Source organism: Streptomyces nymphaeiformis (assembly GCF_014203895.1).
In the GTDB taxonomy this organism is placed as follows: Bacteria; Actinomycetota; Actinomycetes; order Streptomycetales; family Streptomycetaceae; genus Streptomyces; species Streptomyces nymphaeiformis.
In genome coordinates this window covers 864,103-889,779 of sequence record NZ_JACHJY010000002.1, presented here as the reverse complement: position 1 = coordinate 889,779, position 25,677 = coordinate 864,103, and the positions used below count along the sequence as shown (strand labels likewise).

The following is a 25,677-nucleotide window of genomic DNA, read 5'->3' as shown; positions in this document are numbered from 1 at the left end:
TCAGCGGGTGGCGCGCGCGGCGTCCTCGATGACGCGGGTGACGACGCCGGGGCGGGAGACGGCGACGGAGTGCGAGGCCGCGACCTCCGTGATGTGGGCGTCGGCCCGCTCGGCCATGAAGCGCTGTGCGGCGACCGGGATGTTCAGGTCCTGGGTGGTGACGACGGCCCAGCTGGGGATGGTCTTCCAGGCGGCGACGGTGGCCTTCTCCTCCAGGGCGGCCTGGGCGATGGGACGCTGGCCGGCGGCGGCGAGGGCGGCCTCGTTGCGCGGGACGTCCGCCGCGAACTGGTGGTGGAACTTGTCCTGCTGGATGTAGAGGTCGGTACCCGTGGTGCCGTCGGGGTTGGTGACGGTGACCGGGTCGAGGGTGCCGGGGAGGGTGGAGCCGGGGTACTTGTTGGTCAGCTCGAGCGCGGTCTCGCCGGGAGCGGGCAGGAACGCCGCCACGTAGACGAGGGCCTTGACGTCGGGGCGGTCGGCGGCGGCCTCGCTGATCACGGAGCCGCCGTAGGAGTGGCCGACGAGGATCTTCGGGCCCTTGATGTGGTCGAGCAGCCCGCGCAGGGAGGTGGCGTCGTCGTGGGGGCCGCGCAGCGGGTTGGCGGCGGCGACGACCGGGTAGCCGTCGGTGCGCAGTCGGGAGATGACGCCGTTCCAGCTGGAGGAGTCCGCGAACGCGCCGTGCTCCAGCACGATGGTGGGCTTGGGCCCGTGGGAACCGGCCTGGGCGGTGGCGTCGGCGGCCTTGGCGGTGGTGGTGACGTCGGCGCTGGCGGTGCCGGTCAGGGCGAAGGCCCCGAACGCGGCCCCCACGACGACGGCCGCGGCGGCCCCGGTCAGTACCCGCTGCTTGCCTGCGCCCTTGCTGTTCATCACGACGATTCCCTTCGAGAGTGGATCGGTAAGCACGCCATTGCGTCGTCACCCGTTTGGATGGTGACTAACTTGTCAGGCGCTTCGTAACCTGTCAAGACGGTGACGAATCTTGGTTCACATGTGCGTGCGCCCCACTCTCGCTACTGCGCACAGGCGCCCGCATCAGTCACTGACGGTCACTGGAAGGGGCGTCGAACACCGCCCCCCCCACAGTGAGGTGCCCGCACCGAGCCCTGAGGGATGGAGACCTGCATGAAGGTGTACGACGTTGTCAACGGCGATGAGCTCGTGTCCGACGCGTTCCCGATCAAGGAGGACGGCATCTGCTATGTCGTCGAGGGCAAGTACGTCACCCGCACTGTTGGGGCGATCGACATTGGTGCTGTCGACAGCAGCGAGGAAACCGACGACACCACCGGCTCGGAGGGCGCCACCGCCCTCAACGCCGTTGGCGCGCACCGCCTCACGGAGACGGCGTACGACAAGAGAAGAACTACACCGGTCACGTCAAGGCGTACCTGAGCGGGCTGTCGAAGAGGGTGTCCGCGGACGAGCGGACCGCATGGCAGCAGCAGATCCAGGAGGGGTTCAAGGGGGTGCTCGCCGACTTCGACAACTACCGGTTCTTCACCGGCGAGAGCATGAACCAGGAGGCCGTGGTCGTCCTCATGAAGACCGGCGAGGACGGCGAGACCCCCTTCCTGTACTACATCCGCCAGGACTCAAGGTCGAGGTGTACTGACTCCACAGCCCGACCTGCTCCGGCACCGAAGCAATGCCTTCCCAGCTCCGACGCAGGCCAACAGCCCGCTCCGAGACGAGGCCCCCTACCCCCGCGACCAGGGCCCGTCCTGTCGTCCACGCCGTCATGGCAACACCGGCCGCACACCAGCCGCCGCGACTTGGGCCGCTCGGGCAGGCGGGCGTCGAGCGGCATGCGGGCCTCGTCCTCGAGCGCGCGAAGGTCGTAGTCGCACTCCGCGCAGACCAGTTGAGCGGCGCGCGCTTGCTTCTTCGACCAGGCGGACTACTCCGCCGACAGCGCCGGCTTGGCGATGACCATGCCGTCGGCCCGGGGCCGGAACACCGTGAAGTCCCGTGCGGGCATCCTCGGCGATGTCGGCGACAGCCTGTTCGATCCGGACGTACCAGATGGAGCCGCCTCCTGCACGACGCTCCGGCCTGAAGCGAGCGCTACAGGACACCCCAGCGTCGATGCACACGGGCGCGAGTCCGCACCGACCCTACGCCGCAGCCGAGTGGGCGGGACTACGTGCGAGCGCCGGGATCAGGCGCGGTGGCCGGCGAAGAGTTCGAGGTGGGCACAGTTGGGGCAGCGGTAGGCGTCGATCTGCCAGGCGGGCTTGCCCAAGCGCTTGGCGCCACCGAAGGGGCCTCGTTCGAGGGCGCCTTGTATCCAGCGGGCGTAGCCGCGGGAGCTCTGGCCGGCGTCCTCGACGAAGCCGGGTTCGAGGCCGATGGTGCCGCAGTGAGTGCACCGGAAGGAGTTCGTCACGACCGGAGCTTAAGCCTGTACTGCGCACCGTCGGTGGCCAGGGGCACGGGTTCCTGGTTGTCTTGCGCTGGAGGCACTAGGCGACGGCAAGCCGGCCCGGGCCATACCGGACAGCAGGGTGCCAGTGGCACCTCCGGCATGACGCTCAGGACGATGCCACCGAGGCCCACCGAGCACGGCCTCGCGCGCCCGGAGAACCCGCGCGGGCTCAGCACCGTGCGCTCACCGCATATGGGGGCGAGCAGCGACGCCTTCTACTCACGAGGCTCCCTGCGTATCAGACAGGTTGCCTACGGCTCCGCCAGGACCGCCGGGTCCGGGCGCGGGGTGTGGTACAGGCTCACGCGGTCGACACGACCGCCCTCCAGCGTCATGATCCAGGCCACGCCGGGCGGGCAGTGGTCCGGTGCGTCCGGCGGGTTGACGAGGTCCATCTCCCAGACGACCAGTGAGCGCCCGGCGATCACGTGGGCGGGGCGCTGGCGGACGCCCGCGGACAGGTCGCCTTCCATGCCCGCCACCAGGAGTTCGCTGCCGCCGAGGTGCTGTCCGGCGCTCAGCAGGGTCACGCCGGGTGTGTACCGGTCGGAGACCACCTTCCCGTACTCCCCGCGTTCGGCGGCGGCCAGGGTGTCCCGTACCTCCAGCCAGCTCTCCTCGGTCCGCCTCCGGACGTCGTCGTGCGCGCCTGCCGCAGTGGCTTCCAGGGCCTTGGCCAGGCCGGTGCGCGCCTGGCTGAGCCGGCTGCGGACCGTGCCCACGGGGATGCCGCACGCCTCCGCGATCTGCTGGTAGGAGGTGACGCCGGCGGAGAAGTAGCGGAGTACGACGGGGAGCCTCAGGGCCGGTGAGAGGCTTTCGACGGCCTCCCAGATCCAGTCGCGCAGCGCGTGCTTGTCGAGGACGTGTTCGGGGGTGGTCAGCCCCGGTGGCAGCGGCACCTCCGCCAACGGTTCCGTACGGGCCGCCGCGCGCCGCACCGAGCGGCTGCCGTTGCGGACGACCATCCGCAGCCACGCGCCGACGGCTGCCGGGTCGCGGACATCGCCGATGCGGCGCAGCGCCACCAGGGCGGCGTCCTGCATCACGTCGTCCACGTCGGGGCCGGGCCCCAGCAGGCTCAGCGCGACGGCGCGCATGCCGGGGCGGTGGCGCTCCAGGAGCAGTCCCAGAGCCGCGGCGTCGCCCCGTTGGGCCGCACGGGTCAACGCGGCGTCCTCGACCCGCTCGATGTCCTCCGACACCACGGCCATGGCCGGCCCTTTCCTCATGACCACTCCCCCGGCCGGTGCGGCTGGTACCGGCACGCTGCCCGGGGGCGCGGGATCGTGTCAGTTGTCGCTCTGGAGGATCGACAGTACGCGGAGGGCCTCCAGGTAGATCCACACCAGGGTGGTGACGAGCCCGAAGGCGGCGAGCCACGAGTCCTGCCGGGGAGCGCCGTACGTGAGGGCGTCCTCCACCTGCTTGAAGTCCAGGGCCAGGAAGGCCGCGCCGAGCGCGATGCCGATGAGGCCGAACGCGATGCCGAGGCCGCCGCTGCTGAAGCCGAGACCGCCGTCGGCGCCGAAGAGCGAGAACAGGGCGTCGGCCGCCAACAGGATCAGGAAGCCGGTGGCCGCGGCGATGACGAAGCCGTGGAACCGCCGCGTGACACGTATCCAGCGCCGCTTGTAGGCGATGAGCACACCCGCGGAGACCGCCATGGTGCCGAGTACCGCCTGGATCACCACGCCCGGAGAGATCCAGGCGGAGGCGGCGCTGGAGACGACGCCGAGGAAGACGCCCTCGAAGGCCGCGTAGCCCAGGATCAGCGCCGGGGACGGCGCGCGGCGGAACGCCTGGACCATCGAGAGGGCGAAGGCGACGAGGGCGGCGGCGACTCCGATGCCGTACGAGCGCCCTATGCCGGTGCTGTCGACGGGCAGCAGGAGCCAGGACAGCGTGGCGGTGAGGACGACGGTGCCGAGTGTGGCTGCGGTGCGGACCACTACGTCGTCGATGGTCATCGCCGGGTCGGCGGCCCGTCCGTCGGCCTCGGAGTTCCCTTCCGCGGGCCCGGGATGCGGGTCGGCGTAGGGGTTGGTGAGGGCCTCGCCGGCGAGCGTCGGCTGAGGCTGTCGGGCGGTGAACCGGTCCGCGCCGTCGTCACGGCGGAAACCCCGCCGCGAGAAGACCGGGTTGCTGCTGCGCATGTCGTTCCCTCCCGTGCCGCGGTCCGTGCGGCCCATGTCCTGAGTGGAATGCTCACGGAGGGGCGGTATTCGAGCTGGCCCTTCCGAGCGCGTAACCACTCTGACAGGTGACGTGGCGAGGTGCAAGGGGCGCGGTGGTTCGGAGTCGAACCACGTCTGCCGACACCGAACCACGGATACACACATGTTTGCGCCGCGGTCTAGCGATCGCTGCGGGTCGGTCACTTCACGGGTTGCAGGCCCGAGCGGCACGTGATCGGGACCGCACCAGGTCAATTCCACCGGTAAAAGGAGATCTCACGCCATTCACGTGTTGAAGAGAACGACGTACGCTTGCACTCACCGTCGACACATCCGGCGAGCGGAGAGCCGGTGGCAGCGGCAACATGTCGCCCGGCAGGGCGGCTCTCGGCGTGACGCGACCCCACGGCGCCACTCCGAGAGAGCAGCCAACGCCTTGCAGGTCTACGCGGCGCGCATCGAACGCCTCGATGCCACCGCACGCGGGAAGCTACTGCGCGGCGCACTGGACGGGGCCGCCGCCGCGGTCGATCCCGACGACGAGGTGGCCACAGCACTGGAAGCGGCGGCGCGCTCCGCCGCCCAGCGCGGTGGTGCGTCGGCGTCCGTGGCCTGGCTGAGCGAGCACGCGGCGGACCGGTCCAGGCACCTCCACGAGGCCTCGTACATCGCGGGGTAGGCAGCCCTGTTGGACGAGGCGGAGAGACTCGCGCATCGCTCGGCACCGCGCCCTGGTTATACCGCCTCCCTGGCCACAGTGGTGACCTCGGCCTGGACGGGCTTCTACCACGAGGGAGGGGCGCCGGAGCGCCTCGTCGCGGCGACCGAGAGGGTCGGGGAGGACCCGGTCGGAGGTTCGACGGCATGCTCACCCACGTGGTGGACACGTTGTTGGCCATGGCGCAGTGCTCCGGTGCCGACGCCCTGGGGCGGCGTACCGAACGGCTCCTCGGCCCCTCGGCGTCCGGGTCCACCCGCTGAGCGCGATCTACCGCGACGCCCGGGGCGACATGGCCGGGCACGGCACGGGACTGCGCGACCGCAGGAGACCCGCCTTACGGCTCGGTCCCGTGAATGCCCTGGAGCGCGAGCCACAGCAGGACGTGGTCGGCGACGGACCGCCAGCCGCTGTCGACGGTCAGCGAGTGCGCGCGGTCGGGGAACTGCTTGAGGTCACTCGTCGCCGTCGAGTCGCCGTACAGCTTGTAGACCGAGCGTGTGACGCTGTCGGGCACCATGCGGTCCTCCTGGCCGGAGATGAGCAGCAGCGGGCCCCGCCGCGCGTTCCGGGTGTCCACCCTCCGACGCGGGTGACATGTGACGTCCTCCCTGACCAGGTCGGACAGCAGGTGGCCCGAGGAGGGGATGACGTAGTGCCGGAACAGGCACGAGGACTCCTCCTCCGGCACGGCGTTGGCGAAGCACGCGCGGAACTCCTCGACGCTCAGCGAGACGGTCGCGGTCCCGTCGTCCGGGGAGTCGGGCGGTACGGAGCGCACGGCCCGCCCGGTCAGTTCCGGCGCGGGAGGCGCGCCCGCGATCGGTGCCGGGGCGATGGCCACCGCGGCCCGGCCCAGTCCGGCGTCGAGGAGGTGCTGGGCGACGAGCCCGCCGACCGAGTGCCCGATGATCACCGGTGGGGCGTCGAAGGAGCGGGCGACGCTCGCGTAGTGGTCCGTGAGCCCGTCGAGTCCGAGGCTCGGCGTGGTCACGGACGGGCTGCGCGCCTCGCCCACGGTGGGGGGCTCTCCCGGCCAGCCCGGGGCGACGACCTCGAAGCCCCGGCCGGCGAGGCGGTCGATCCAGGACTGCCAGGACAAGGCGTGCAGCCAGGCGCCGTGGATGAGGACGACGGGAGTTCGGTTCACGGAACGGTCCCTCCACGGGCGTTGTCGGACAGCCGCACAGGAGTGTGCGGGACGTGCTGAGGACCAGGGTCGTCCACCGCCTTCCAAGGGGAAACAGTCGAATGACTGAATGTCGGCGCCTCTGGGGTGTCCCCGTACGCACGGCGGGTGTCGTCGGTCCCGCGACTCGCGCATCACCGTCATGTGACTGATGCGCGAGGGGGCTGGCGAGGAGAAGAGTGGACAGGGAGCAAGCCACTGCGCACGGAAGGTTTCACATGATCAACAGGCGTACCTTCACCAAGGCGATGGGTCTGAGCACGGGAGCGGCCGCCGTTTCGCTGGCCGGCCTCCAGGGCGTCTCGAACGCGTCCGTCCCGGGCCGAGGCGGCGAGACACCCGTCGTGCCGACGATCGCTCCGGGCACGCACACCTCCTTCCCGGTCCTCAAGCAGATCAGGGCCGGCCTGCTGGACGTCGGCTATGCCGAGCTGGGGCCCGCGCACGGGCCGGCGGTCATCTGCCTGCACGGCTGGCCGTACGACATCCACAGTTACGTCGACGTCGCTCCCCTGTTGGCGGACCAGGGCTACCGCGTCATCGTGCCCTACCTGCGCGGCCACGGCACGACGCGTTTCCTGTCCCCCCGGACGTTCCGCAACGCCCAGCAGTCGGTGATCGCGCTGGACGTCATCGCGCTCATGGACGCCCTCAAGATCCACAAGGCCGTGGTCGCCGGCTTCGACTGGGGCTCGCGGACGGGCGACATTCTCGCCGCCCTGTGGCCCGACCGCGTCAAGGCCCTGGTGTCGGTCAGCGGTTACCTGATCACCGACCGCAAGATGCAGCTGGAGCCGATCTCGCCGGCCGCCGAGCACACCTGGTGGTACCAGTACTACTTCGCCACCGAGCGCGGCAGGAAGGCCATGGAGCACAAGGACCTGCGCCACGATCTGACGCGGCTCGTCTGGGATCTCGTCTCCCCGGACTGGGACTTCGACGACGCCACCTTCGAGCGCACCGCGGCCGCCTTCGAGAACCCGGACTACGCCGCGATCGTCATCCACAACTACCGCTGGCGGCTGGGCCTCGTCGAGGGCGAGCCCCGCTACGACCGCTACGAGGACGTACTCGCCACGGGACCGACCATCGGGGTGCCCACCCTCACCATCGATCCCCTGCGTGACCCCTTCACGGCACAGCCCGGCGACGGCTCCTCCTACCGCGCCAAGTTCACCGGGGCGTATGAGCACCGCGCGCTGTCCATCGGCCACAACGTGCCCCAGGAGGCGCCGACGGCGTTCGCCCAGGCCGTCGTGGACGTCGACCACTTCTAGCGGAGTCCGGGCCGGCGTCGTCCGGCCCGTCCCCCGTCAGGTCCCGTCCGCCGGCGCGGACCGCCCTCGCAGAAGGCCTCCATGGCCGCAGTCCTGTGGAACCACATGACTGCGGCCGAGCTACGCAAGCGCGCGGCCGAGAACGCCGTGGTCCTCCTGCCCGTCTCGTTCGACCGCATCGCCTCGTCGGGCGCCGCGGGCCACGGTGACGCGGCGACCGCCGAGAAGGGGGAGAGGCTGCTCTGCGGCCTGGCCAGGGCGCTGGCCGAGGCGCTCGCCGAGGACCCCTGGTCCGGGGCGCGGGGCCGCTGACGCGGGGACCGAGGCCGTCGGTGTCGGTGAGCACGGTCGGCAGCAGATCCGCCGTTCCAAAAAAGCAGCGCTCCCAGAAGCGTGGCGAGGGCGTACCCACGGGCGCGGCGGGCCATCCGTACGAGGTGGAGTCGGTAGGCGGCCACCACACCCGCGTAGGCCGCCATCGTGCCGAGGACGAGCTGGACGAAGACGCCCGGAGCGAGGTGCGCCGAGGCCGTGTTCGAGAGGACGCCGAGAAAGGCCGCCTCGAAGCCCGCGAAGACGAACGCCGGAAGGGCCGACGACGGGCGGCCCCGGCACTGGAGCACCACCAGGAGCACGGTGCCCAGGCCGATGCCGGCCGCCAGGGCGTACGAGGGGCCCGACCGCGCCGGGTCGACCGGCGGGACCGTCCACGTCAGGACCGCGGCCAGGGCTGCCACGGCGAGCGTCGAGGCGGTACGGGCGGTGACGGCGTTCGTGGTCATCGGATCGCCCACCAGATCGGGCGACGGTCTGGTACCGGACCGTGGGACCCGCCGCGCCTCGTCGGCTGCGGCAGGCCGCTCGCCTCCAGAGGGGACCTCGGCCATCGGATCCCGGGCAGCGGTCTTCTGTCCGTCCTGACGCCGGTACCTCTGACGTGCGAGTACCGGGTTGCTGCTCTCGAACGGACGGAGTCCGGGTTCGGCGCCCATCACGGAGATCTCCCCCTTGACCTCGCGGGCTTGACCTTGCGGTTGAAGCGGAAGAAGTCGGCGGGGTCGTAGCCCCTCTTCCCCTCGGCGAGCCGGGCGCACCGCCATGGTCCGTAGACGTTCCGCACGCCCTCCGCGTCGGTCGCCTCGTCCGGGGACAGGAAGTTGGCCATGCCCCGGTCCGCGGCCCACGGCTCCAGGCCGTTCGTCACGTCCGCCCACTGCGCCCGCAGCAGCTCCGCCTCTCCGGGGCCCATGAGGTCGACCAGGTCCCGGTGGATCTCCCCGATAGAGGCGAAGGGCTTCTCGCCCACCAGATCGACCAGCACGGGTGCCACCGCCCGCAGCAGTGCGATCAGCCGCGCCCCGTCCTCGGGGGCGCCGAGGAATCCGATCCGCAGGTGCACCACGAAGGCACCGCGCAGAGGCTCCGGCAGTACGGGTAGGTCGGGTCGTGGTGATCAGTAGTCCGGCCCGGGCGGGTGAGACGACCTGGTGGGCCGTGGCCTTCACGGCGACGGGCAGGCCGTGCCGATCGGCGAAGCGGACGGCGATGCGCACGTCGTTCTCGTCGACCGCGCCGAGCACAAGGGCCGGTTCGAGGGAGACGCTCAGGTTGTACGTGGCGCACTCGGCCTCGTACCCGTCGTCCCCGGTACGAGCACCGCGTCCCTCAGCACCGTCATGTCCACCGGATGCAGGTCCCCGAGGGAGGGAGAGGGAACGGCTGTGCTCATCTCGATCTCGCAATCTCCTTCGCGGCAAGTGGATCACCCATGCGCCCGCGCGCTTTGACACGTGTGTTGCGTGAAACCATGACACATGTCGAATTGCCGGGTGGCACGACATGTGTGTCGACCGCAGGCCGCGGCAAACAGGGGCGCGGATGTGATGGCTGACACATGTATGTATCTCGGGACACCATCCGTCTACTCTGCGGGAGAGTGCTCCGGGCCGGAGCAGGGCCGAGAAGGGGGACGAGGACCGTGGAGTCACTCGGCAGAACGATCGTCGGTCGCAGCAGGGAACAGCGCGAACTGGCCGCTTTCGTCACGGATGCCGGCGGCGGGGCCCTCGTGGTCAGGGGCGAGACGGGCGTGGGCAAGAGTCTGCTGCTCGACCATGTCGCCGACGTCGCCGACAGGGCGAACCACAGGGTGCTCCGAGCCACCGGGGTGGAGGCGGAGTCGGACCTGCCGTTCGCGGGACTGCACCAGTTCCTGTACCCGCTCCTCCCGTATATCGACCGACTGGACGAAGCCCACCGGGCGGTGCTCGACGTGGTCTTCGGCCGCGGCGCGGCGAAGCCCCCTTCGGTGATGACTCTCGCCATCGCGGTACTGGATCTGCTGGCCCTCGCGGCATCCCCACAGCCGCTTCTGCTGGTCCTGGACGACGGCCAGTGGCTGGACGCGGCGAGCGCGGAGGTGTGCGGGTTCGCGGGGCGCCGGCTCACCGGCAGCTCCGTGAGGCTCGTCGTGGGGCTGCGTTCGGACATCCCGTCCCGCTTCGACACGGCCGCGCTCCCGGAGCTGCTCCTGCCCTCCCTGTCCCGACCGGACTCCGAACTGCTGCTGACCGCCTGCCATCCTGACATCCCGCCACGGCTGCGTCGCGTGGTTCTGGACGAGGCCGAGGGCAACCCGCTGGCCCTGCTCGAACTTCCTCCGTTCCTCACCGAGGAACGGGCCGGCCACGACGGTCGGGATCCGTTCGGCCACCAGAACGTCCCACTCCCCCATCGACTCCAGCACGTCTACGGAAACCGCATCCGGAGCCTCGACGACGCCGTGCGGACGGAACTGCTGCGCGGCGCCCTCGACGGCGTCGCGGCCGGAAGGAGCGCCGGCCGCCCCCTCGGCGGCACGCGGTACCGCATGAAGGACGCCGACGACGCAGTGCTCAGCGGGCTGCTGGAGATCGACCCCTTCACCGGGGACTTCGTCTTCCGTCACCCCTTGGTCCGTTCGACCGTCGTGCAGCTGGCGACTCCCAACGAACGGCGCGCCGCTCACGCGGCCCTCGCGCGGGTGCACCGGGAAGACATCGAGCGCCACGCCACACACCTGGCGGCTTCGACGGTGGACCCCGACGAGCAGGTCGCCGCCGAGCTGGAGGCCGCGGCGGAATCCGTGATCCGGCGCGGCGGCGCCCTGGCCGCCGTGGCATGGCTGACCCGCGCCGCGGAACTGAGCGAGGACCACGAGGGCCGCTCCCGGCGGCTGGGCGACGCGGCGTTCATCGCGGGACAGGCCGCCCTCCTGGACCAGGCACAGGCGTTGGTCCGCTCCGATGTCGTGCCGGGCCTGCACAACTCGCCCGCGTCGGTGATCGCCTCCACGTACATGGCGCTGTACCAGGACGGGGACGTGCGCTTCTCGCGCCGCCGGCTCGTGGCAGCCATCGAGGGCATACGGGACGGGGTGATGACCGGAACCGACGAGATGTTGTCGCGGCTGGTCAACCTGTTGCTCGCCATCTGCCAGTACGCGAGCGATCCGGCCGCCTGGCGCGAAGCCCGCGCCCTCCTGGACTCGTTGGGCGGCTCGGTCCCGCAGAGGTCCCTCATCTACCGGGACGCCTGGAGCGACGTGGTGCGGCACGGAGCCGGGGTGCACGAGCGGGTGGAGGGCTCCCTGGCCGAACTGCGCGGCCTGGAGCCCTGGGACGTCACCCGCCTGGGTGTGGCGGCGTACCACGTCGACGCGCTGGGCCAGTACCGCCCTCATCTCCAGCGCACGGTGGACCGCGAGGTGGAGACCGGGGCGACATCGAGTGCGATCACCATGGTGCACCTGATCATGCTCGACCAGATCGCCGTCGGCGACTGGGACGAGGCGGAGCGCTCCGGGGAGCGCGCTCTGGAGCTGGCGACGGTCCACGACCACGTTCTGTTCGCCCATCACAGTCGCGCCTACCTGGCCCTCGTCGCGGCCCTGCGCGGCCGGCTGGAACGGGCGCGCGAGCTCCAGTCCGTGGTCGACGCCTGGGCGCGTCCCCGCGGCGTCGGCTTCCTCACCCAGATCGCAGACGCCGTCGGCACCACGGCGGCATTGAGCGAGGGCGACTACGAGACCGCTTATCTGTACGCGATCGGCATCACGACGCCCGGTTCGTTCGAGCCCTATGCCCACCAGGCCTCGCGCACGCTGCTCGACCTCGTCGAGTCCGCGGTGCACACGGGCCGCGTGGAGCAGGCCCGTCGGCATGCCCTGGCCGCCCGTGAGGCCGGTCTGCCCGGCATCTCGCCCCGGCTGGCGCTGATCACCCACGGCGCCCTGGCGATGACCGCGGAGGACGACGAGGAGGAGGCCGCGATGTACGAGAGGGCCGAGGCGGCCGGGGCGGCGTCCCTCTTCCCGTTCGAAACGGCCCGCATCCGGCTCGCCCATGGCATCCGGATCCGGCACGCCCAGGGCCCCAAGGCCGCACGGGAGGCGCTGAGCCGGGCAGCGGAAGCCTTCCAACAGTTGGGAGCCGTCGCCTGGTCCGCGCGGGCCAGGGCCGAACTGCGGGCCGCCGGCTTCGCCGAGCGCGCGTCCTCGTCCCGTCTGCCTTCGCTGACCTGGCAGGAGCACCGGATCGCGGACCTCGCCGCGAGTGGACTCACCAACAAGGAGATCGGCGAACGGATGCACCTGTCCCCCCGTACGGTCAGCTCCCACCTGTACCGGGTGTTCCCCAAACTGGGCATCACCTCGCGGGCCGCGCTGCGGGACGCGCTCGGAAAGGTCTCCCGCGACGGAAGCATCTGACACCGTCGGGACGAGAGCGCCTCCGACAGCACGGCCGCGTGGGGCCATTGACAGCCGATGCATGAGAGCCGACGAAGCGCCTGCGACATGACGGCCCTGTTCGACCTACCCGTCCCGCCGCTCGCCGCACGGCTGGAGCACGCCTACCGGCTCGTGCCCGCCGGCTCGTGCCGGAGGCCGTCGACTGAGGCGCGGTCGCCGTCGCCCTGCTGCGTGGAGGCGGGATGACATCCGCCTGACAACCGGTCGTCACCCCGACGCGGGCCGCGTACCTTCGTTCTTCCCTGACCGGACCGTGAACCCCGCAGAACGCACACTGGCTCGGCCCGCCCCCTGTCAAGGGCGGGCCGAGCCAGTGACGCACCGGGGTGCTCAAAGGGTCCCGGTCGCCCGCCGGCGGGACTTCCGGTGGGCTCCGGCGATGGCCGGGGCCCACACCACGGCCAGGATGCCACGGGACGGGCAGAGCCGCGTCAGGGAGGAACGCTCACCGGTCGCGGGCGTACCGGGCGTCGTGGTGTGGGCGGTCATGGTGGGTCGGCCTCTCTCTGGTGCGGGCCGGTCGGATCAGTACCGGGACGGGTACACGCACCGGAAGCTGTCGGCGGCGGCCGGGTCGCCGTAGCCCTTGTAGCGCGACACCTTCGGGTAGGCGCACAGGTCGCGGGTGACCTGCTTGCCGGCGGAGTTGGTCAGGGTGGCGGTGAGCGTCACGGGCGCCTTGCCCTCCTCGACCCAGGCCCGCAGCGCGCCGAGGTCGTCGGTCTGACCGGTCAGCGCGCAGTGGGCCGTGCCCGGCGCGAGGAAGAGACGGTAGAAGTCGTCGACCCGTTCGGCGCCGCCCATCTCCCGCTCGACCTGCTGGCGGTAGGTCACCGTGCCCTGGGTGGGGATGAGCTGGTCCTGTCGGCCGTGCCAGGTCAGGAGCTTGCCGCCGGACTTGCGGAACGCGGTCAGGTCCGGGGCGTCCGTGCCGATGACCTCGTCGTACTCGGCCTGGGACTGCCGGAACAGCTCGGTGAACTGGCTGTAGGTGATCGTCGAGACGTCGAACGAGGGCTGCTTCTTCAGCCAGGACTGGACCCAGGAGGCCGGGACGGGGAACGCCTGGCCCTTGAGGTCGCCGTTCGCGTCCGGCAGCGTGCCCGCGAGGTACGGGAACTTCAGGTCGGCGCCGATCGGGACGCCGGACCACAGCTTCTGGCCCGACGTGGTGCGCGGGCCGTCCCAGATCTTGCGGACCACGGCCGCGTCGGCCGCGCTGATGGTGACCTGCCTGCCCTCGCACTCGAGGGTGGTGCCGATCAGCCGGCGCGGGTCGAAGTCGCAGCGGGCCGGGTTCTCGACGAGGCCGTCCTTGACGCCGTCGAGCGGGTCGCACGCCTTGACGGCCGCGGTGTTGAAGGCGTCGAACTCACACCCGCTGGGGTAGGTCTTCTCGTTGTTCATCACCACCTGCGGCCACAGGGTGGCGACCTCGAACTCGTCCCAGCTGATGGCGGGCGCGTTGGCGAGGATGCCGTCGTAGTCGTCGGGGTGACGCTGGGCTTCCGCGTAGCCCTGGCGGCCGCCGGTGGAGCAGCCGTTGAAGTACGCGTAGGAGGCCGCCCTGCCGTAGAAGCCGTTGATGACCTGCTTGGCGACGACGGCGGCCTCGTGCTCGGACCGGGAGGCGAAGTTCTTCAGCAGGGAGGCGTTGACCTGCCCGCCGGCGTCCAGGGCCCAGCTCGTGTCGAGGTAGGTCTTGACGCCGGCGTCGGTGGTGGCTGCGGCGTAGCCGTTCTTGACCGCGCCGGCCAGAGCGGAGCCGTAGTCGCCGGCGGCGAAGGCGCTGCCGCCCACGGTCTGCAGGCGCCCGTTCCAGGTGTCCCTGGGCAGCCAGACCTTCACCTCGGCCTGGTCGCCCTCGCCCGGGTGGGTCAGCGTGACCGTCACGTCGCAGTAGCCCGGCACATCGGTGACCTGCGAGGCGGGAAGGGGCGGGACCGCGGGTACGTCGACGGTGCCCGCGGGACGGTCGACCGCCTCCACGCTCGCCACCGTGGTGCCCTCGGGGGCCTGCACGGTGACGGTCGAGCAGTCGAGCGACCGGGAGGCGGAGCTCCCGCTCTCCGCCCATGCGGTCGGCAGGCAGACCGCCGCGGCCAGCGGCACCCCCGCCGCGACGGCGGTCAGAAGTCGTCTTCTCATGGCTTTCCTCTCAGGAGTAGATACCCGCCCGGAGTGGCGGCTCTTTCGCCACCGGTCGAGCGGGTTACGGGGACGGACGATCGGTGGTCCGGGTGCGCGCCCGGTGCCGCACGGGATCGTCGGTTCTCACCTTGTCCGTGCGGAATGCTGCGGTACATCAGTCAGTTGACGGTCGGTGTTGCCGCCATGGGTGGCACGGGTGTGGACACAGGCCGCCGGACGGTCCTCGGAACGGCGGCTGCCTTCCACGCCCTTGGGTCATTCGACGGCCGGACGCGACGGTGTCGCGGCGGGAGGCGCGCTCTCCGTGTCGGCGTGCTCCTCGCCGAGCCACCGGGAGTGGTGCCGGTCCGCCCAGGACCGGCTGACGTAGCCGGTCCGCATGCCCAGTCGGGCTTCCGGGTCCGCGTACGCCCTGCGGATGTGCCCGATCAGGACGAAGGTGATGGTCCAGGCCAGGATGTCGTGCACGAAGATCGCGCTGGTGCGGGAGATGAAGGGCAGCAGCCCCATGAACCACATCAGCAGGCCGGTGAACATCATGACCAGGACGGCACCGGCGATCCAGCCCGCGTAGAGCTTCTGCCCCGCGTTGAACTTGCCGGCCGGCCGGGCCTGCGGCGAGGTCAGACGCCTGCGGGCGGCCCGCAGCCACTGCCGGTCGTACTCCGCGAAGCGGTTCAGACGGCGCAGGTCGGCGCGGAACTCGGACGACAGCAGTCCGAGCAGGAGGGGCGCCGGCAGCAGGATGCCGGACCACTCGTGGACCATGGCCATGAGGTGCCGCCGGCCGACGAGTTGCGCGAGCGGACCCAGGTACAGGCACGCGGCGGTGGTCAGGCAGATCATCATGAGCCAGCCGGTGGCCCGGTGGACGGTCCGCGGGACGGGGCCGAACCGCCTGACGCGGCCGTCCCGGTCAGGCTGCGCCATCGGTCCGGTCCGCATCCTCGAGCCAGCCGTCGACCGGATAGCCGCGCTCCTCCCAGAAGCCCGCGACGACCTGCTCGGTGACCTCGATGCCGGACAGCCACTTGGCCGACTTGTAGAAGTACATCGGCGCCACGTACAGACGGACCGGGCCGCCTTGCTGATGGGTGATCGGCTTGTCCTGCATGTTCAGCGCGACCAGGACGTCCGAGCGGCGGGCCTGTTCCAGGGTGAGGCTCTCGGTGTAGGCACCGTCGAAGCACGTGAAACGGACCGCCGTTCCCTCGCCACGCACACCGGCGGCATCGAGCAGGTCCGCCAGTTTCACGCCGTCGAAGGGAGTGTTGTCCACCCGCCAGCCGTCGGTGCACACCGCGTCGCCGACGACCCGCGTCTGCGGAAGCGCCCGCAGCTCGGGCAGGGTGTAGGTCCTGGGATTCTCGACCAGACCGCCGATCGTCAGCGCGTAGTTGCGCTCGTCCTTGCGCGGCACGGATCCGACGACGCTGTAGTAGCGGAAGCCGCCCGGATTGGGCAGCAGTCCGGTGAGTCCCGTGCGGTCGACCTGGGAAGCGGCGCCGAGGAAGTTCTCCCAGCCGCGCTGGAGCGGGGGCGCCGCGACGAGTCCGGCCGCGCCCGCGGCCAGCACGCCAAGCAGCGCGCGCCGCCCCACCGGTGCGCCGTCCGCACTTCGTTTCGGTCGATCTGCCATCTTCCCCACTCCTTCATGGACTCAGCACACACGCCATCACCCTTTAAAGTGGTTACGATAGTGGCACACGCCCATGACGGCGTCAACAGCGAAATCTCTTGCCCACACCCAGGTAACCTGCCAGCGTGGTGATATGACACCTCGACATGTCTTCGTGTGCGGCGATCCCGCAGGAGGCCCTGTCCACCGTCGCCCGCGGGGCCGTCGAACTGCTCGGTGGCGCCGAGTCACGTCTGCTCAAAGAGTGCGACAACCCGGAGTGCACCCGCGTCTACGTCGACCGGTCACGGGGTGCGAGACGGCAGTGGTGCGGCATGGAGTCCTGCGGAAACCGGTTCAAGGCAGCCGCTTACCGGGCCCGTAAGAGGAAACCGCCCGCACTGGCCGCGCGCTGACCGGTCCACTCCACGCAGGGCCCTGTTGCCACGGCGCAGGGCCCTGCGTCACGCTGCCGGCCGCCGATGCGCTCGCGTGACACGTGTGCCGTGCACGCATCGCGGGATTCATGGACACACTTGGGGGGGGCATGTTGTACAGAGGACTCGTTGTGCCTCCCGACACTTCACGAGCAACACGGTGCTGAGGGCGTATGTCTCCCCGCCCCGGGCCTTCTGCACAAAAGACCCGGCGTGGGTACCATGCGCAGCGTCATCCATTACTAGGGAGTGAACGGTTGTGACCAGCCAATCAGCATCCACGCTCCGCGCGCGGCTCGTGGATCAGGCCGCGTCGGACCTGGAAGATAACCGTCGACGTCAGCAGGAGCTGGCCGAGAAGATCAGGATGCTGAAGCAGGAGGAAGCCCTCCTGGTCGACATCCTCAAACTCGCCGAACGGTACGAAGGTCTGGTGGAAGCCTCTCCCCTGCCCGAGCAGGCCCAGGAGGAGCCCGTAATCGCCGGGACGAAGTCGCGCCGGTCGTCCGCTCCGGCTGCGGCCGGCACACCTGCGCGGCGTGCGGCCAAGACGGGAAAGACCACGCAGGCCGCCGCGAAGGGGAAGTCGCGGCAGCCTCTGCTCGGAGACCTCCTGATGGACCTGCTCGGCGGTCACGACGAGCCGCGCCTGGCGAAGGAACTGCGGGAGGAGCTTCTGGAGAAGCACCCGGACCGCAGCCCCACCCCGCAGGTCGTGCGCAACACCCTGGAGTCGCTCGTGGCCAAGGGCCGCATCCGGCGTCACAAGCAGCAGCGGTCCGTGATGTACACCCTCGCCGCGAAGGCCTGACGTCCTCCACCCAGGATGATCCCGTCGGCACATGCTGCCCGCGCGGACGTGTCCCGCCTCCTCTCGGCGCGGCGGGACATACCGGTGCCGTTCGACAGCTCCACCACGTGTGCGATCGCCGCGCGAGCGGGCTCGCACGTCCGACGCCTCTTGGCCCACGGCCTCGAGTCGCCCCTGCCACGCGACGGCTCCCTCCGCCCCGTACCGCGGTGCGCGGCACGTCCCCCTGCCGGCCGGGCAGAGCGACATCCCCGCCCTGACATGCGTCGCCGCGTGGACGGGGAAGCCCGCCTCGTCGAGGCGCGCGCCCGCATGTTCGAGCACTACCTGCACAGTGCCGACGCCGCGACCGCCCCCTCCTTGCATACCGCCAGGGCGACGACGTCCTGCCGCTTCCACACGCCGAGGTCCACCCCCAACGGTTCGCCGACCGGGCGCAGGCTGCGCAGTGGATCGTGGCCGAGCGGTACGTACTGCCCGTCCTGCTGCGGGACGTGAGCCGGCATCCCGAGGCCGACGCTTTCCGGCGCCGGCTCACTGCGGCCCTGGCCTCATCGAGCAGCCGGCAGGCCTCGACGCCATGAGACAGGAGTTCAGGGACCGTACCGAGGGCGTCTCCTGGGCCTCGATGATTCCCGACGGTACCCACCCTCCCCTGTGCGAGCCGCCGGCGGGCTCCTTGCCGGCGACCGGCCAGAGCCGGCCAGCCCAAGGGTGTGACATGGCCAGTCCCGCCGGAGATCGCCACCGAACAGCTCGGCAACACCGGCCCGACCTCGCGCCCGTGGCCTGACCGGACGTCTCCGCCACCCCACCCCCGTGGGGCGACCGAGACGCAGACAAGTGACGCAGGTCACAGAGCTGGAATCGAACTTCCGGGTCTCCGCCGCGTCCTGCCGGTGTCAGTAGCCTTCTCACCCTAGGGAGACCCTCATGAACACCCCCGCGAACCCCGACTCCGCCCTGCGGGAGCCGAACGGCCCGCTCTCCGTCGGCGCCCGCTCCTTCGAGGTCGGCGGCATCGCGCAGCGCTACCACGTGTACGGCGACGGCCCCGTCTGCGTGGTGCACTCCGGAGGCCCCGGCATCTTCTGGGAGTACATGCGCATGCCGCTCCTGGAGCGGCACCTGACCATGGTCTACGTGGAGCCCATCGGTACCGGCGGCTCCGGGCGACTCCCCTCTCACCCGCATGGCTACACCCGGGACCGCTACAGCCGCTTCCTTGCAGTGCTGACCAACCGCCTGGGCGTCGAGAAGGTTCACCTCCTCGGCCACTCGCACGGCGCCTTCGTCGCCGCCTACCACGCCCTGCACCGCGCGGAGCGGCTGGCGGGCGTCGTGCTGTACGGGGGCGCGCCCGTCACCGGCCCCGAACACGGCGAGGAGGCAGGACGCAGGGTGCAGGAGTTCGCGGCCAAGTACGCCGACCACCCTGGTCTCGCCGACGTACTGGCCGCGTTCGGTGCGATGTCCTCCATCGCGGACGACGCCTCGACCCTCGCCGTGGCGCGGGGCGTGCTTCCGTCGTACTTCGCGGACTACTGGGGCAACGAGGAGCGCTTCGGTCCCGTCCGGGACGCCGTGCGCGCCACGTACGTCTCGGGACTGGACGAGGACCTCTGTCCGGACGTCATCGACGACCGGGCCGCGCTGAAGGGACTGGACCTTCCGACACTGGTCGTCGTCGGGCGGCACGACGTCATCTGTGGACCGCGCTGGTCGCGGGAGCTCCACGAACTGATCCACGGCTCCAGGCTGGTCGTCCTGGAGAACAGCGGCCACCTGGGCCACATCGAGGAGCCCGAGCCCTTCCGTGACGCGGTTCTGGACTTCGTCACCGACACCCTCTGAGACGCACGGCGCGGCGCCGTCCTCCCTTCCGGGCAAGAGGACGGCACCGCGTCGTTTCGCCGCTTCGCCCGTCGGCGCCGGGCTCGATCGGCACGATCACTGCCCGGACGTCGCCACGGCCGCGGAACCGCTCTGGGACCCGGGAGTCTTGGCCGCCGGCCTCTTGGGCGCGACGGTCCGGGGGTCGACCGCCTCACCCGGCGTGCCTTCTCGGTAGAGCCTGTCCGGACGGCTGTCCCGGTCGTGGGACAGCAGGAAGAACGCCCGACGCAGGTACAGGCCGCAGCCCGGATCCGGGGACGCGCCGTCGTCCAGGAGGGCGTACCGGGCCACGCGCCCGTCGCCGACATACGGTGACTTGGTGTTGCGGCACCGCGTCTTGTCCCGGGCCCGGCGTACGCAGTCCAGCGCTTCGAGGTCCTCCCGCCGCACCACCTCTTCCTCGTGGACGAGGTCGCTCTCCGTCAACAGCGAGCTCGTGGCCGCGGCGCCTCCCTCGTCGACTTGCCCCAGTCCTCGCCGGAGTGCACCACGCGCTGCACTCCGCGTGGAGCAGGCCCTGTTCCACCTGCAGATCGCCCCGGGGATCGGCGTCCCCGGTGCAGCACTCGGCCGGGAAGCGGCCGATGCGGTCCTCGGTTGCGGTGTAGGCGGTGATCGCGAAGCGGACCTTGGCGAGACCTTCGAGAGGGCCTCAGGCGGCCAGGTAGCGCGTGGCCCCCTCGATGAGCCACAGCAGGATTGCCGGCCCCTCGTCGCGTATGACACCCGCCCCTTAGGACAACAGATGCCTGCGGTCCTGCGGTCGTGAAGACCAACGGTGTACGCACGCCCATAGACACTCCTTCCGCCCAGCCCGCCCAGCGATACACACATAACCATCTTGACCAGTTACTGATCGACTGTTAATTTCTTCTCGTAACCATTTTGAATGGTTGCCAGGAGAGAGTGATGTGCCCTCGGAGCCCCGAACGCCCGAGGGCACACCTTCCACCCCGCGAGCCGCGGGTCCCGTGCTACTTCCCCCGGCACGGGACCCGCTTCCCGCGGACCACGACGGACATCGGCATCGCTCACCAGGGGTGATCCGACCGGACAGACGGGCGAGAGCATGAACCTCAAGGCGTACGTCAAGGAAGGCCGCACCAAGAGCCTGCCGCCGGTCGCCGGCCGCCAAGACTCTTCCCACCCCTCGGTGCCGGACTGGAAGGTCCCGGTCACCGGACTCGACGCCACCCAGATATGGACCTGGGCGGCCATAGCAGCGATGTCGGGTTTCGGGCCGTCCCCTACGGCATTCCGCTGAACGGTCCGACACCAGGCGCCAGGTGTGACACGTTTCTCTGATTCTCGGAGTCCGAGAAGCGCCGGTGTCGGATCATGTACCAAGCCTCCGTCGCCACTGGTGGGCCGTTGGCCGTCGTATGCGGGCACATCTCCTCTACCTCATGTCATGAGTCACCCGCATCAGGCGATGGACCGGCCGTTGACGCCGTACTCCGCTGAGGGCATCGAGTCCCATTCCGTATGCGCGCCATCGCGCGTCACCATGAACAACGGGCGCGACCGGAGGACCTGGCCGACCGGTTGCCCACGCATCACGACCCCAGGATCGTCCGGCCCTGCATAGCCCTCGGGCGTGTAGCGAAGGTGCACGCCCATGGACTCGGCATACGCGATGGCGTCGCTCTCCAGCTCCGACAGATCTCTCCCGACCAGCAGGATTCCGTCGTACGCGACCCGGGGACCGCGCACGGCGTCCACAGCGACGCAGAACAGCCCCACAGCCTGGCTGACGTAGGCCGTGACGGCAGGCGGGGAAGAGGTCAATCCGCGACGGTGGACTTCGACCCGCCACGTCGGTGAGAAGATCGCGTGGTCGCGTACGCAATCGCTGGCCTTCGTCCGGCCGAGTACCCCAACCGCCTCGACCACTTCGTCGACGGTCATACCGAACCGGAGCGGTCCGACGCCGACAGCCGGCGCATAGGACCAGTCCTCCCGTTCCGCGACTCCGGAACCGACTTCGGTCTCGAACGCCATGGTCGCTCCTCTGAAGACACCTCGGGCTTGCCGCCGCCCATCAGTCAATCACCGACCGGCAGACCGGCGATACTTCGTCCATCGGCCGCCGCTGCCCGGTGCGGAGAAGTCGTAAGGTGGAACACGCATGTGTTTCGCTTCGGTTCCGGCCGCACGCGACCGGTCATTCGGTGCGCACGGCGGTACGTGAGGATGTGAGGCCCTTCATGACCACAGCACGCAACCTCCTCATGGTCGTCCTGGACTCGGCCCCCGGCGGGGCGGTGAGCCCGGGCGACCTGTCGCTCGCGCTGGCCGGGGCCGAGCTCGTCGATCTGCTCGATGCCGGTGCGGTCGCCCTGCGGGCGGAGCGCGTCGTGCCCGGAGCGTTTCCCCCGCCGGGCGACGACCTCCTGACGCAGGCGTTCGCCTCGTTGCGGCGGGAAGAGCCGTACGAGGCGGTCGGGGACTGGCTGTGGCGCAGGGGGGACGGACTGGCCGAGGAGTACCTCGCGGCGCTGGAGGAGGAGGGCACGCTCACCGGGCGACGCCGCCGCGGCCCCCGGTTCGCGGCCCCTCAGCCGGTCCTCCAGGATTCACCGGACCGCCGCCGGGCGGCGGAACTGTGGTCTTCCGCCGACCCGATCCTCGTCGGTCTCACGGAGGAGATGGGGCTCCACGACGCACCTGCCGCCGAACCGGGGCGCCTGGAGGCGCTCGACGACTCCGTAACGCTCGTTCTGGCCGCCGTCGGGGACGCACTGCTGGAGCTGGCGGGTGTACGGCAGCGGCGGGCCGTCGAGCAGGCGGCGTTCGACAACGTGTGGCGCGGCTCCGACTGACGGGAGCCGTCAGCCCTTGAGGGCGAAGAAATGCATCGGTGAGTTCGGCCGGAAGCCGATGCGCGGGTACACAGGGGCCCCGGCCGCGGTCGCATGGAGGGTGGCGCGGGTCAGGCCCGTGGCGCGTGCTCCCTCGTGCAGCGCCTTCCGCGTCACGGCCTCACCGTACCCGCGGCGCTCCCAGCCGGGGTCCGTGGCGACCAGTACGACGAAGAGACGGCCGTCCGCCTCCACCGTCGCGGCGCAGGTCACGGGCACGCCGTCACGCAGCCCCAGGTAGGCGTGTACCCCGTCCTTCCAGAGGGCGGAGCCGACGAGGCCGTCCCGGCCGTCCTCGAGAGCGAAGCCGTACGCACGGGAGTTGATGTCCGCGTAGGCCTGAAGGTGTTCGTCGGTCGACACCCGCACGAAGGTGAGTTCCGGATGGACGGGCTCCGGCAGGGGCAGGAGGTCTCCGGCCATGCCCGTGCCGGGGAAGGCGTACACCAGGCCCGCCCGTTCGGCCGCCGCTTCCAGGCCTGCGCGCGCACCGTCGCCGATCAGCTCTTCGAAGACCCACAGGAAGCCCAACTGCTTCTTGGAGCGCATGATGTCGCCCGCTTCGCGCAGTCGGCGCTCCAGGAGCGCGCCGTCGACGCCCGCCTCGGTCAGGGTGACGCAGTTCCAGAAGGCGAAGCGGCAGTCGGCCCAGCGGACGGCGATGCCGGGAAGGTCGCGGACGTCGGCTTCCCCGTCCCGGTCGAGGACCATGGCCCGCCAGGCCACGGCCAGTTGTTCCATCGATTCGACGGAGTCCGTGAGAACGGTCACCGGAACACCTCACTTCGTCGACACATGCGGAAGACCTGACGAGTCAACCACGTTTCCGGGCGCGCGGAGCACGCGGTGCGTCCAAACGGTGCCGCCGTGTGTGTCATCGGCTCGCACACGTTCGACAGGTGTTCCGAGATGTCTCCGAGTGGCCTGTCCGGAGGCCTCGATACGATCGTGGCCTCCGCAGGAGGAGACCATGTCCGAACTCCGAGGTCCCGTGCGGCGGCGCCCCTGATTGCCGAGCAGGGGCGGCGGTTGGTCCGTGGCGAGCCGGTCACCGTGGTCGCCCACAGGCATGGTCGGTGCGCCTCTCCCCCGGGCCGCGGAGCACCGCTCGGAGCTCTTCCGGCGCCTCGCGTACGTCACCGCGTACAGGCCCGACTCCGACACGCCCTGCTTCGCCAACCCGTCGTTGCCGCAGGCCGAGGGGGCGATTCGCTGGGTCTGCTCGCCGACGAGGCCTTCCCGCGGAACAGGGCGCACGTGATCGACCTGGATTCCGCGCACTCGCCGTTCCTGTCGATGCCGGACCGCCTCGCTGACATCATCGCGGAACTGGTCTGCCCCGTACGGACGCATCACGTGTATCTCGACAGCACGCGCATGTCTGTCATCTCAACTACGGTTCCACTGGTCTTACTTACCGCAGAAGCTGGTCGGCCGACCGCCCCCTTGGGACGTTTGACCACCGGGACCGGTGCCACAAGGTGTGCCGCACCGCCGCCGGCCGACTGACGCCGGCGGGCTGGGGCTCAGCGGCCTGGGCGGCGCGTTGCGACCGAGCACCATGTCTCGCTTCCTAGGGGGTGTCCGACGGGTCGCTCGGAGTGCCCATCACTACGGAGCTGCAAGACGAGCTCGCCTCTGGGCACCTGGGGAAGGTTCAATGCCGGAGTGGTGGACTGGACACAGATGCGTGACTGCTGGTTCGAGGTTGATCGTGTTCCGGAGCTCTTGGAGCAGGTCGAGCGCGATGACGTCCCAGACGCGTGGAAGGAGCTGGGATGGCGGCTCGTCCTTGAGCATGACCTGGTCTCCCCGGCCAGTTTCGCTGCGCTGCCGCGTCTGGTGCGCCTTGCGCCTCGCAATGCGCAGGCGCGCGCCCTGGCGGGGGAGATCCTCGAGCGTGCGGCAGGCCACCATGGCTGCGACGCTCTCTTGGCGGACTGCGCCGACGCCATCGCGCAGTTTCGCGAAGTGCTGAACCGACACCTGCGGTCGCGGCCGACTGATTACCTCGTGTCCTTCCGTGCCCTGCTCTCGGCCGAGGAGGACTACCACTGGGCGGCGGCCCTGGGCGACTTCAAGGATGACTTCTATCCGCTGGCCTGTCCCCACTGTGGCGTAGAGGTCACGATCGCCATCGGCGACTACGGGCGGTACTCCGCGATCCGGGACTGGGACATGGGTGATGTGGAGCGACGCGACCTGCGTCCGGCGGCCGCCGAGGGACTGACCGGAACCGGCAAGTGGATGCATGAGATGGCTGTCCGCGATGGGCAGGAGGTGCTCGCCGAAGGAATCTCCCACCTCTTCGGTCATGCGGAATGCCCGGGCTGCGCCAGCCTCTTCAGCGTCGCGGACGAGTACACAGCCGCCAACCGTCCGGTCATGCGGTAAGGCGGATCCGACAGCTGCTCGGCTGTCTCCTACGGGTGAAGCCACAGCCGGATCGCGGCGACGGTGACCGTGCCGTGGAAGACGTAGGCCCTCTTGTCGTAGCGGGTTGCCACGGCTCGAAAGCTTTTGAGCCGGTTGATGGTTCGCTCCACTTCGTTTCGGCGGCGGTAGGTCGAGCGGTCGAAGCCGGTCGGCCGACCGCCCTTACTGCCGCGGCGTTGGCGGTTGGCACGCTGGTTTCGCGGCTCCGGGATGGTGTGCTTGATCTGGCGTCGCCGCAGGTAGTGGCGGTTGCCGCGGGACGAATAGGCTTTGTCTCCGCCGAGGTGGTCGGGCCGAGTGCGTGGGCGTCCGACTTCTGGCCGAGGGACTCGGATCTGCTCAAGCACGGGGATCATCTGCGGGGCATCGCCCCACTGGCCTGGCGTGATGGTGAAGGCGAGCGGGCGCAGCCCGCCCTCACCTGCAAGGTGGATCTTGCAGGTGAGCCCACCTCGTGAACGGCCCAGGGCCTCATCCGTTCGGTGCCGAGCCGGCCTACTGTGCCTTCCCGGGATCCTTGGTGGGCTTGAGCGAGCACCTGCCGCATGCTGATGGGCGCGGCAGGAGGTGGAGTCCACGCTGACCATGCTCCGGTCGATCTGTCCTTGAGCATCGGCGTTGGCCTGGATGGCCCGCAGGATCTTCTCCCGTGTCCCGTCTGCTGACCACCTGCGATGACGGTCGTGCACCGTCTTCCAGCCCCCAAGGCGGGACGGCAGGTCCCTCCACGGCAAGCCGGTCCGCTGCCGGAACAGGATCCCGTTGATCACTCTGCGATGACACTGCCAACGCCCGCCCCGTCCGTGGTTCCTTGGAAGGTGCGGTTCCAGCAGAGCCCACTCGACATCCGAAAGATCACCCCGCTCCACGAAGTTCGGAACGA

26 protein-coding genes and 2 pseudogenes are annotated in these 25,677 nt (G+C 70.2%); 12 read left to right on the top strand and 16 right to left on the bottom strand.

Annotated features, from left to right (window positions below; genetic code table 11):
- Entirely contained in the window at nt 1-876 is an 876-nt protein-coding gene (locus tag GGE06_RS09725) for an alpha/beta fold hydrolase (RefSeq protein WP_184930544.1), read from the bottom strand.
- 255 nt (nt 877-1,131) lie between these two features.
- Between GGE06_RS09725 and GGE06_RS42385 the strand changes: the two genes are divergently transcribed.
- Together GGE06_RS42385 and GGE06_RS44015 are read left to right on the top strand one after the other, a co-directional pair.
- Nucleotides 1,132-1,401 carry a translationally-controlled tumor protein gene (locus tag GGE06_RS42385; RefSeq protein WP_246532393.1) on the top strand — a complete coding sequence of 90 codons (270 nt, stop codon included), beginning with the start codon at nt 1,132-1,134 and terminating at the stop codon, nt 1,399-1,401.
- 17 nt (nt 1,402-1,418) lie between these two features.
- Nucleotides 1,419-1,850 carry a hypothetical protein gene (locus GGE06_RS44015; protein WP_376773519.1) on the top strand — a complete coding sequence of 144 codons (432 nt, stop codon included), beginning with the start codon at nt 1,419-1,421 and terminating at the stop codon, nt 1,848-1,850.
- 317 nt (nt 1,851-2,167) lie between these two features.
- Here the strand turns inward: GGE06_RS44015 and GGE06_RS09715 are convergent, their stop codons facing one another.
- The 3 genes from GGE06_RS09715 to GGE06_RS09705 form a co-directional block, all read right to left on the bottom strand.
- On the bottom strand, nt 2,168-2,395 hold the full coding sequence (locus GGE06_RS09715) for a hypothetical protein (protein ID WP_312883076.1): 228 nt from the start codon (nt 2,393-2,395) through the stop codon (nt 2,168-2,170).
- A 290-nt stretch (nt 2,396-2,685) separates the two neighbouring features.
- Nucleotides 2,686-3,648, bottom strand: coding sequence for an RNA polymerase sigma factor (locus GGE06_RS09710; RefSeq protein ID WP_184930633.1), 963 nt, complete (start codon nt 3,646-3,648; stop codon nt 2,686-2,688).
- 78 nt (nt 3,649-3,726) lie between these two features.
- The gene (locus GGE06_RS09705; RefSeq protein WP_184930543.1) at nt 3,727-4,590 is read right to left on the bottom strand and encodes a Bax inhibitor-1/YccA family protein; all 864 of its coding nucleotides are present in this window, start codon (nt 4,588-4,590) and stop codon (nt 3,727-3,729) included.
- A 457-nt stretch (nt 4,591-5,047) separates the two neighbouring features.
- Between GGE06_RS09705 and GGE06_RS09700 the strand changes: the two genes are divergently transcribed.
- Nucleotides 5,048-5,290 carry a hypothetical protein gene (locus GGE06_RS09700; protein ID WP_116156911.1) on the top strand — a complete coding sequence of 81 codons (243 nt, stop codon included), beginning with the start codon at nt 5,048-5,050 and terminating at the stop codon, nt 5,288-5,290.
- A 376-nt stretch (nt 5,291-5,666) separates the two neighbouring features.
- On the opposite strand, the gene GGE06_RS09695 is transcribed toward GGE06_RS09700, so the two are convergent.
- Complete coding sequence (locus tag GGE06_RS09695; RefSeq protein ID WP_184930542.1) at nt 5,667-6,479, bottom strand: alpha/beta hydrolase; 813 nt, start codon at nt 6,477-6,479, stop codon at nt 5,667-5,669.
- A gap of 257 nt (nt 6,480-6,736) precedes the next feature.
- Between GGE06_RS09695 and GGE06_RS09690 the strand changes: the two genes are divergently transcribed.
- Both GGE06_RS09690 and GGE06_RS42380 read left to right on the top strand, forming a co-directional pair.
- On the top strand, nt 6,737-7,795 hold the full coding sequence (locus GGE06_RS09690; protein ID WP_116156913.1) for an alpha/beta fold hydrolase: 1,059 nt from the start codon (nt 6,737-6,739) through the stop codon (nt 7,793-7,795).
- A gap of 81 nt (nt 7,796-7,876) precedes the next feature.
- Nucleotides 7,877-8,107, top strand: coding sequence for a hypothetical protein (locus GGE06_RS42380; RefSeq protein WP_246532391.1), 231 nt, complete (start codon nt 7,877-7,879; stop codon nt 8,105-8,107).
- 71 nt (nt 8,108-8,178) lie between these two features.
- Here GGE06_RS42380 and GGE06_RS44010 read toward each other — a convergent pair.
- Together GGE06_RS44010 and GGE06_RS42375 are read right to left on the bottom strand one after the other, a co-directional pair.
- A pseudogene (locus tag GGE06_RS44010) lies at nt 8,179-8,787 on the bottom strand (Bax inhibitor-1/YccA family membrane protein); the annotation flags it as partial.
- Complete coding sequence (locus tag GGE06_RS42375) at nt 8,787-9,197, bottom strand: hypothetical protein (RefSeq protein WP_246532390.1); 411 nt, start codon at nt 9,195-9,197, stop codon at nt 8,787-8,789. The pseudogene GGE06_RS44010 and the gene GGE06_RS42375, both read right to left, overlap by 1 nt.
- Nucleotides 9,198-9,773: 576 nt before the next feature.
- On the opposite strand from GGE06_RS42375, the gene GGE06_RS09675 reads away from it, so the two are divergent.
- A complete protein-coding gene (locus GGE06_RS09675; protein WP_312883075.1) occupies nt 9,774-12,542 on the top strand; it encodes a helix-turn-helix transcriptional regulator in 2,769 nt (922 codons plus the stop codon).
- A 372-nt stretch (nt 12,543-12,914) separates the two neighbouring features.
- Here GGE06_RS09675 and GGE06_RS09670 read toward each other — a convergent pair whose 3' ends face one another.
- From GGE06_RS09670 to GGE06_RS09655, 4 genes are all read right to left on the bottom strand, one after another.
- On the bottom strand, nt 12,915-13,073 hold the full coding sequence (locus tag GGE06_RS09670) for a hypothetical protein (protein WP_184930539.1): 159 nt from the start codon (nt 13,071-13,073) through the stop codon (nt 12,915-12,917).
- A gap of 36 nt (nt 13,074-13,109) precedes the next feature.
- Nucleotides 13,110-14,732 (bottom strand): DUF6351 family protein, encoded by a 1,623-nt coding sequence (locus tag GGE06_RS09665; RefSeq protein ID WP_184930538.1) that lies wholly within the window; start codon nt 14,730-14,732, stop codon nt 13,110-13,112.
- A gap of 258 nt (nt 14,733-14,990) precedes the next feature.
- Nucleotides 14,991-15,665: a cytochrome b/b6 domain-containing protein gene (locus tag GGE06_RS09660; RefSeq protein ID WP_246532389.1), complete on the bottom strand. Its 675-nt coding sequence runs from the start codon at nt 15,663-15,665 to the stop codon at nt 14,991-14,993.
- A complete protein-coding gene (locus GGE06_RS09655; protein ID WP_184930536.1) occupies nt 15,652-16,374 on the bottom strand; it encodes a molybdopterin-dependent oxidoreductase in 723 nt (240 codons plus the stop codon). Before GGE06_RS09655 ends, GGE06_RS09660 begins: the two co-directional genes overlap by 14 nt.
- 161 nt (nt 16,375-16,535) lie before the next feature.
- Here GGE06_RS09655 and GGE06_RS09650 point away from each other — a divergent pair.
- Together GGE06_RS09650 and GGE06_RS09645 are read left to right on the top strand one after the other, a co-directional pair.
- A pseudogene (locus GGE06_RS09650) lies at nt 16,536-16,769 on the top strand (CGNR zinc finger domain-containing protein); the annotation flags it as partial.
- A 280-nt stretch (nt 16,770-17,049) separates the two neighbouring features.
- Nucleotides 17,050-17,601 carry a hypothetical protein gene (locus GGE06_RS09645; RefSeq protein ID WP_184930534.1) on the top strand — a complete coding sequence of 184 codons (552 nt, stop codon included), beginning with the start codon at nt 17,050-17,052 and terminating at the stop codon, nt 17,599-17,601.
- 323 nt (nt 17,602-17,924) lie between these two features.
- Here GGE06_RS09645 and GGE06_RS09640 read toward each other — a convergent pair whose 3' ends face one another.
- Entirely contained in the window at nt 17,925-18,107 is a 183-nt protein-coding gene (locus GGE06_RS09640; protein WP_184930533.1) for a hypothetical protein, read from the bottom strand.
- 427 nt (nt 18,108-18,534) lie between these two features.
- Here GGE06_RS09640 and GGE06_RS09635 point away from each other — a divergent pair, with 427 nt between their 5' ends.
- Nucleotides 18,535-19,455 (top strand): alpha/beta fold hydrolase, encoded by a 921-nt coding sequence (locus GGE06_RS09635; protein ID WP_184930532.1) that lies wholly within the window; start codon nt 18,535-18,537, stop codon nt 19,453-19,455.
- 96 nt (nt 19,456-19,551) lie between these two features.
- Here the strand turns inward: GGE06_RS09635 and GGE06_RS42370 are convergent, their stop codons facing one another.
- Nucleotides 19,552-19,923, bottom strand: a complete 372-nt coding sequence (locus GGE06_RS42370; RefSeq protein WP_376773516.1) for a DUF6009 family protein — start codon at nt 19,921-19,923, stop codon at nt 19,552-19,554.
- A gap of 643 nt (nt 19,924-20,566) precedes the next feature.
- Here GGE06_RS42370 and GGE06_RS09625 point away from each other — a divergent pair.
- Entirely contained in the window at nt 20,567-20,761 is a 195-nt protein-coding gene (locus tag GGE06_RS09625; protein ID WP_147321025.1) for a hypothetical protein, read from the top strand.
- 161 nt (nt 20,762-20,922) lie between these two features.
- On the opposite strand, the gene GGE06_RS09620 is transcribed toward GGE06_RS09625, so the two are convergent.
- Nucleotides 20,923-21,498 carry a hypothetical protein gene (locus GGE06_RS09620; RefSeq protein ID WP_184930531.1) on the bottom strand — a complete coding sequence of 192 codons (576 nt, stop codon included), beginning with the start codon at nt 21,496-21,498 and terminating at the stop codon, nt 20,923-20,925.
- A 206-nt stretch (nt 21,499-21,704) separates the two neighbouring features.
- Between GGE06_RS09620 and GGE06_RS09615 the strand changes: the two genes are divergently transcribed.
- Nucleotides 21,705-22,319 carry a GPP34 family phosphoprotein gene (locus tag GGE06_RS09615; protein ID WP_184930530.1) on the top strand — a complete coding sequence of 205 codons (615 nt, stop codon included), beginning with the start codon at nt 21,705-21,707 and terminating at the stop codon, nt 22,317-22,319.
- 9 nt (nt 22,320-22,328) lie between these two features.
- On the opposite strand, the gene GGE06_RS09610 is transcribed toward GGE06_RS09615, so the two are convergent.
- The gene (locus tag GGE06_RS09610; protein WP_221517974.1) at nt 22,329-23,099 is read right to left on the bottom strand and encodes a GNAT family N-acetyltransferase; all 771 of its coding nucleotides are present in this window, start codon (nt 23,097-23,099) and stop codon (nt 22,329-22,331) included.
- Nucleotides 23,100-24,026: 927 nt separating this feature from the next.
- On the opposite strand from GGE06_RS09610, the gene GGE06_RS09605 reads away from it, so the two are divergent.
- Nucleotides 24,027-24,752 (top strand): hypothetical protein, encoded by a 726-nt coding sequence (locus tag GGE06_RS09605; RefSeq protein ID WP_184930528.1) that lies wholly within the window; start codon nt 24,027-24,029, stop codon nt 24,750-24,752.
- A 29-nt stretch (nt 24,753-24,781) separates the two neighbouring features.
- On the opposite strand, the gene GGE06_RS09600 is transcribed toward GGE06_RS09605, so the two are convergent.
- On the bottom strand, nt 24,782-25,663 hold the full coding sequence (locus tag GGE06_RS09600; RefSeq protein ID WP_184930527.1) for an IS5 family transposase: 882 nt from the start codon (nt 25,661-25,663) through the stop codon (nt 24,782-24,784).
- Between the last annotated feature and the right edge of the window lie 14 nt (nt 25,664-25,677).

Coding starts and splice junctions, on each gene's coding strand:
- GGE06_RS09725 (WP_184930544.1), bottom strand. CDS start 876: ATGAACAGCAAGGGCGCAGGCAAGCAGCGGGTACTGACCGGGGCCGCC.
- GGE06_RS42385 (WP_246532393.1), top strand. CDS start 1,132: ATGAAGGTGTACGACGTTGTCAACGGCGATGAGCTCGTGTCCGACGCG.
- GGE06_RS09710 (WP_184930633.1), bottom strand. CDS start 3,648: ATGGCCGTGGTGTCGGAGGACATCGAGCGGGTCGAGGACGCCGCGTTG.
- GGE06_RS09705 (WP_184930543.1), bottom strand. CDS start 4,590: ATGCGCAGCAGCAACCCGGTCTTCTCGCGGCGGGGTTTCCGCCGTGAC.
- GGE06_RS09690 (WP_116156913.1), top strand. CDS start 6,737: ATGATCAACAGGCGTACCTTCACCAAGGCGATGGGTCTGAGCACGGGA.
- GGE06_RS42380 (WP_246532391.1), top strand. CDS start 7,877: ATGGCCGCAGTCCTGTGGAACCACATGACTGCGGCCGAGCTACGCAAG.
- GGE06_RS09670 (WP_184930539.1), bottom strand. CDS start 13,073: ATGACCGCCCACACCACGACGCCCGGTACGCCCGCGACCGGTGAGCGT.
- GGE06_RS09665 (WP_184930538.1), bottom strand. CDS start 14,732: ATGAGAAGACGACTTCTGACCGCCGTCGCGGCGGGGGTGCCGCTGGCC.
- GGE06_RS09660 (WP_246532389.1), bottom strand. CDS start 15,665: ATGGCGCAGCCTGACCGGGACGGCCGCGTCAGGCGGTTCGGCCCCGTC.
- GGE06_RS09655 (WP_184930536.1), bottom strand. CDS start 16,374: ATGGCAGATCGACCGAAACGAAGTGCGGACGGCGCACCGGTGGGGCGG.
- GGE06_RS09640 (WP_184930533.1), bottom strand. CDS start 18,107: ATGCCGGCTCACGTCCCGCAGCAGGACGGGCAGTACGTACCGCTCGGC.
- GGE06_RS09635 (WP_184930532.1), top strand. CDS start 18,535: ATGAACACCCCCGCGAACCCCGACTCCGCCCTGCGGGAGCCGAACGGC.
- GGE06_RS09625 (WP_147321025.1), top strand. CDS start 20,567: ATGAACCTCAAGGCGTACGTCAAGGAAGGCCGCACCAAGAGCCTGCCG.
- GGE06_RS09620 (WP_184930531.1), bottom strand. CDS start 21,498: ATGGCGTTCGAGACCGAAGTCGGTTCCGGAGTCGCGGAACGGGAGGAC.
- GGE06_RS09615 (WP_184930530.1), top strand. CDS start 21,705: ATGACCACAGCACGCAACCTCCTCATGGTCGTCCTGGACTCGGCCCCC.
- GGE06_RS09610 (WP_221517974.1), bottom strand. CDS start 23,099: ATGGAACAACTGGCCGTGGCCTGGCGGGCCATGGTCCTCGACCGGGAC.